The sequence below is a fragment of the Aequorivita sp. IT1183 genome (assembly GCF_058068265.1).
Genome location: NZ_JBYRHS010000010.1, coordinates 1 through 5,090, shown reverse-complemented (window position 1 = coordinate 5,090; position 5,090 = coordinate 1). Strand labels below are relative to the sequence as shown.

At 44.9% G+C, this 5,090-nt stretch carries 1 protein-coding gene; it reads left to right on the top strand.

What is annotated here, in order from left to right:
* On the top strand, nucleotides 1-5,082 hold a 5,082-nt coding region (locus tag AC3RVF_RS15855), incomplete at its 5' end, for a T9SS type B sorting domain-containing protein (RefSeq protein WP_489693780.1).
* Between the last annotated feature and the right edge of the window lie 8 nt (nucleotides 5,083-5,090).

Genomic DNA, 5,090 nt, shown 5'->3' with positions numbered 1-5,090 from the left:
CTTATGCCACCATTTGCAGATCCTTTTATAGGCTGTGATGAAAGTGGAAGCGGTACGGGTATTTTCAACTTAACCCTTCAAGATGACGGTGTATTAGGTGTTCAGAACGCTGCAGACTTTTTACCTATTACCTATTATGAATTAGAAGCAGACGCAAACACCCCTGCCAATGCCATTCCTAACCCTGCAACTTATATAAGTGCGGGTGCGCAAACTATCTGGGTACGCCTTGAGAGCCGTGCTACTGGTTGTGCAAGAGTTACCCCTTTTGAACTAGAGCTGGAACTTTTCCCTACCATTGGAATAGGAAATGATTTAACTAAGTGCGACGATCTAATAAACGGCAGTACCGCAGACGATGGCCTGTCTACGTTCGACCTTACGGTAAATACACCGCTAATTACCCTTGGAAATCCAAGTCTTGAGATATTTTATTACGCCAGTGCCGCAGACCAGACAAGCAACAACCCGATTGCAAACCCTTCTGCCTACCAAAACGTTATTATTCCTCAGCAAGAAATATTTGTAACGGTATATAGTGAGAACGGCTGTAGAGCGACCAACACTTTTTTCATTATTGTGGAACCTTTGCCAGTGGCCGCTTCACCAGGCACTTTTATAGCCTGTGACTCTAACAACGACGGTTTTGCACAGTTTGATCTAAGCACGCAAACCCCTATTATTACAGGCGGAGACCCTGCACTTACGGTAACTTATCACGGTACCTTGCTAGATGCACAAAACAACCGTTTGCCGTTACCTAACCTTTATACGAACGATCAGATTTACTCAGACACCCCCATTACCGATCCTGCACATCCATCTTATGGTACAGGTGGCGTTTGGGCACGCGTAACCACTACTGCCAATGTTTGTCAAACTATCGTTTCCTTTGCGCTAGAAGTACACACTTCCCCAGTGGCCACCGAGCCAGAGCCATTTAGAAAATGTGATGATGCCGTTGCCGATGGATTTACCCTTTTCAATTTAACCGAAAAAGAGCCAGAAATATTAGGCACATTAGACCCGAACGGATTTGATCTTTATTACTATGAAAACCTTGCCGATGCGCAAATAGCCGGAGACCTTGCGCTAACCGCGCCAGATTTTTCTGCAGCTATCCAAAACGCAGCAGCCTATACTAACACTACTAACCCACAAGACATTTATGTATTAGTGGTAGGTAACGCCAACAGTAGCATCCCTCCAAACCCGAATGGAGCAGAAGGCTGTTACGATATTGTTACATTGACCCTTATTGTGGACCCAATTCCATTGGATCTTGGACCTTTTGAGATGGTATTGTGCGACGACGAATTGCAGGGCAGTACGCCAACAGATGAGATTTCTACCTTCGATTTAACCAGTCAGAACTTTTTAGTTACAGGTGGCGATCCTACATTGAGTGTGCTTTGGTTTGTAACCCCGGCTGATGAAGCTGCGGGCAATGCCATTCCTAACCCAACGACGTATCAAAACTTCGCTACCCCACAAACGGTGATAGGAAGAGTGACATCAGAATTTGGTTGCTCTATCAGAATCACACTAACCCTAACAGTGCTTCCAGTTCCGAATGCGAATCCGAATCCAGACCCAATCATTATCTGTGATGATGACGATGATGGAATTGTAAGTACGTTCGATTTAACGGATCGCGATTTAGAAATATTAAATGGAGAAACAGATGTTACCATTTTTTATTACGAAACAATGCAAGCGGCATTGAATGGCGCTGCTGGAACAGAAATCCTGAGCCCGTACACTAACATCGTGCCTTACAACCAGATTGTATTCGCTCGTATTACAAACCAAGTACCGCCAGAGCAGCTTCCTTGTTATACTATTGTGGAGTTGGAGCTTATCGTGGTAGCGTTACCAGATGCGCCAGATGCTACATTCCAAGATCCGCTATTTGCCTGCGATGAAGATGGCGATGGCACAGCTATTTTTGATCTTACAGTGCAGAACGCTGCAGTATATGGCGTACAAGATCCAGCAGATTTTGAGCCAATAACCTATCACCAAAGTCAGGCTGATGCCGATACTGGCGCCAATGCAATTAATCCTGCAGACGCATTCCAAAGTTCGGGACAGACTATCTGGGTACGCTTGGAGAGCCTTGGCACCGGTTGTGCGAGAGTATCTTCTTTTGAAATCGAGATGGGTGACTTCCCAGGTACAGGAATCGCAAACGACCTAATTCTTTGTGATGATGAAGTAAATGGTAGCACCAATAATGATGGGATTTCTACCTTCAATTTAAGGTTGAATACCCCAGTAATTACGGGTGGCGATCCTACGTTGACGGTTTATTATTACGCCTCGCAAGATGACTTGAATAATGATATCCGTATTACAAACCCTTCAACATATCAGAATATTACCAGCCCGCAACAAGAGATTTTTGTGAGTGTGGGCGGACAAAATAGTTGTGGTGCAGCATTGAGTTTCTTTATAATTGTCAACCCGAACCCAGAGCCAGTGGAGCCTACTCCGCTAATAGCTTGCGATGTTGACAACAACGGACTCTCTTCCTTCAATTTGGAGAGCAAGAGTGCTGAGATACGCGGAGGCAACCCAACGCTTATTATTACCTACCACGAAAATTTATTAGATGCCAGAACAGGTGGTTTTCCATTGGCAAGTCCGTATGAGAATATAGTTGCATTTAACCAAACACTATATGTTCGTGCAGCTTACAACAATCCACCAGGAGGCACGGGATGCTATACTATTGTGACCCTAGAGCTAATTGTGCGTGAAAGCCCAGTAGTTCCTCAGGACCTTCCAGATTTGGTAGCCTGCGACGACAGTGGTTTTGCAGAGTTCGACCTTACCCAGCAAGAAGATTTAATCTATGGTAGCCAGTCTCCAACAGACTATACCCTTACCTACCACTTAAATCAAGCTGATGCCCTTACAGGTTTAAACTTTATTGTGGAGACAGAAGCATATACAAACATTAGCAACCCGCAGACAATCTGGATTCGTTTGGATGACAACGCCACGGAGTGTTATGCAATCAGCAGTTTTGAATTGGTGGTTAATAATGGACTTCCAATAACCGATCCGACTGCGATGGAGGTGTGCGACGATTTAGGCGAAACGAATGACGGGATGACCACTTTTGATCTTACTCTGAAAAATTCAGAGATAACCAATGGTGTGCTTACCCAAGGTGTTACTTACTTCTTAACAGAAGAAGATGCGCAGGATAACATTAACCGTATCGATCCTGATACAGCCTATGTAAATATGGATGCTGGCGGAAACCCTATCAACCCACAAGTACTTTATGTGCGCGTGGAGGATAGCAATAGTGCGTGCGTTTCATTTACCACCCTTACGCTACGAGTTATCAGTAATCCAAATCCTGTAACGCCAGACCCAATTGTACTTTGTGACTATAACATAATTGTACCACCGGGGCCTTATGACGAAGTAGAGCTGTTTGACCTTACTATTCGCAATGCACAAATACGCAACGGGAACAACTGGACATTGGACTACTATGAAAGCTATGGCGATGCAGTTACAGAGACTGACGCTATCCCTACGATAGAGACAACGGCCTACCAAAACACAAGTAACCCACAAATAATCTATGTGCGGGCTACTAGTATTACAACAGGTTGTTTTGAAATCGTGGAGCTTGAATTAATAGTAGAGCCATTGCCAGACGACAGCGCTGTGGTAGAACCTTATGTATACTGCTCAACAGATGGTACTGAGGCAGGCGTCTTTGATTTAACCACTAAGATTGGTGAGATATTAGGCGGCCAACCAGCACCACCAATGGCGGTAAGTTTTTACCTAACCGCAATTGATGCAGAAAACAATACCAATGCCATTACAAATGTTACAGGACATCGTAACAGAGATGGGGCCAACAACCCAATAAACCCGCAAACAATTTTTACGGGTATTACCAATACCGATACAGGCTGTTACATTGGTGGAGTACAAAGTTTTGAATTAATAGTTCAGCCAGGTGCAATTGCAATAGCGCCGACAGAGCCATTTGTAATATGTGATAATTTGATGCCGAGCGATGGTTTTGCAGAGTTCGATTTGGATAATTTTAGCGATCAGCAGGTATCTGACCTTCGCGCCGGAATATTGGCGGGGCAGGACCCAATGGACTTCCCTATAACTTTCCACGAAACATTGGAAGGAGCAGAAGCAGGTACGGGTGTAATTACCTTCCCATATGTAAACATCATCAACCCGCAACGTATTTATGTGCGTGTTACCAACACGACAAACATTTTTACGCCAAGCTGCTATACTGTGGTAGATATGATACTTAAGGTAGAGCAACTTCCAGATGTTACCCTGGACGGCGAATACCGCCTTTGTGTGGACGAAAATGGCAACCCAATTGCAGAAGAAGAGGGCAGTCCCTCCCCACCGATTATCGATACAGGTCTTGACCCAACACTTTACACCTTCCAATGGGATTTGGATGGGGTTATTATTGTAGGGCAAACAGGTCCATCGATTATCGCACTGCAGGGCGGCACGTACACGGTTACCATCACAGAACTTGCCTCGGGCTGCGAGAGTACAGCCACCGCAACGGTGATTGTTTCTTCGCCACCACTTACTTATGAAGCTAACTTAATAAACGGCGCCTTTGCGGGCAACCATATTATTGAAGTGATAGCAACAGGCGAGGGCACGTATGAATATCAATTGGACGATGGTCCATTCCAGGATAGCAATCTATTTGAAAACGTAACCCCAGGAAACCATACGGTGACCATCCGTGATGCTTTCGGGTGTGGTAGCGTAACGATTGATGTGGGTGTTATAGACTATCCGCTGTACTTTACACCAAATGCAGATGGTTATCACGATACTTGGAATATCATTGGTATAGCTACGGGTGACCCTACGGCAAAAATATATATCTTTGACCGCTTCGGAAAATTGCTTAAGCAACTAAGTCCGCTAGGCGCAGGATGGGATGGAACCTTCGGGGGAAGCCCACTGCCATCAAGCGATTACTGGTTCAGAGTGGAATACACCGAAGACGACGTGCCTAAAGAATTCAAAGGACATTTTACCCTAAAACGATAAATAGAAAT